Raw genomic sequence first — 1,181 nt, 5'->3', positions numbered from 1 at the left:
CACCACGTAATCCTCGCAAGGCGTGGCGAACATCATGTGCATGAAGTTGCCAGCGTAGCTGAGCTTGTTGCGCGGGTACATGTACGGCTGGCCAGCCGAGTACTTGTAGGCCATCGCCACCAGCGTGGGCATCTTGGCGATCAGGCGGATCGCCGCGATCTCGCGGTGCTGCGGGTTGTTGATGTCGGTGCTGTCGTGATAGAAGGCCGACAACGCGCCGACCAGGCCGGTCATCACCGCCATCGGGTGCGCGTCGCGGCGGAAGCCGCGCAGGAAGAACTGCATCTGCTCGTTGACCATGGTGTGGTTGTTGACGAGCTTGTGGAAGTCCTTCTGCTGCTGCACGTTGGGCAGGTCGCCGTAGAGCAGCAGGTAGCAGGTGTCGAGGAAGTCGCACTTCGTCGCGAGCTGTTCGATGGGGTAGCCGCGGTACAGCAGTTCACCCTTGTCGCCGTCGATGTAGGTGATGCTGCTGTTGCACGACGCGGTGCTGAGGAAGCCCGGGTCGTAGGTGAACTTGCCGGTCTGCGCGTAGAGCTTGCGGATGTCGATGACGTCCGGGCCGATGGTGCCCTTGTATAGGGGCAGGTCCATGCTCGGGCTGCCGTCAGAGAACGACAGCGTGGCTTTCACGTCGGAGGGGATCATGGCAAAGGCCTTTCTTCGGTTCGGGCGGCAAAAGCTGGGTGGGCGGCCGGGGCAGCCCGCATCAGTGCGAGCACCTCGTGCACTTCGGGCAGGTCGCAATCTTCTTCGGCGAGATCGGCAGGCTGCTTGCGGCAGAGCAAGAGGTCGAGCAGATCGTTGTCCGCCAGGTCCATCAGGGCCTGCAGCCCGGCGGCCTGGCGTGTGGTGAGCGTCGCCTCGTGGCGGCGGAAGAAGCGCTCGACGAAAAGGTCGTTCTCGAGCAGGCCGCGGCGGCAACGCCACCTCAGCTTGCTGAGTTCACGTTCGCCGAGGCGCGTGGCGTCCATGGCATCAGATGGTCCGACGGACCATCAGCTCCTTGATCTTGCCGATGGCCTTGGTGGGATTCAGGCCCTTGGGGCACACATCCACGCAGTTCATGATGGTGTGGCAGCGGAACAACCGGTACGGGTCTTCCAGGTTGTCGAGGCGGCCGGCGGTGTCCTGGTCGCGGCTGTCGGCGATGAAGCGGTAGGCCTGCAGCAGGCCGGCCG

General features: G+C 63.9%; 2 protein-coding genes and 1 pseudogene. All 3 read right to left on the bottom strand.

Going from position 1 to position 1,181, the window contains the following annotated elements:
• Positions 1–648: citrate/2-methylcitrate synthase (locus ADADOO_RS02850; protein WP_511274844.1), on the bottom strand; the 648-nt coding region annotated here is incomplete at its 3' end.
• Entirely contained in the window at positions 645–974 is a 330-nt protein-coding gene (locus tag ADADOO_RS02845; protein WP_511274843.1) for an FAD assembly factor SdhE, read from the bottom strand. The genes ADADOO_RS02845 and ADADOO_RS02850, both read right to left, overlap by 4 nt.
• Before the next feature lie 4 nt (positions 975–978).
• Positions 979–1,181: pseudogene (gene sdhB / locus ADADOO_RS02840) on the bottom strand (succinate dehydrogenase iron-sulfur subunit); the annotation flags it as partial.

It is taken from the genome of Azonexus sp., from assembly GCF_036170495.1.
Taxonomy (GTDB): domain Bacteria; phylum Pseudomonadota; class Gammaproteobacteria; order Burkholderiales; family Rhodocyclaceae; genus Azonexus.
This window is presented reverse-complemented; position numbering and strand designations above follow the sequence as displayed.

Excerpts from the sequence above, each read along its gene's own strand:
- ADADOO_RS02845 (WP_511274843.1), bottom strand. The coding sequence starts at position 974 with ATGGACGCCACGCGCCTCGGCGAACGTGAACTCAGCAAGCTGAGGTGG.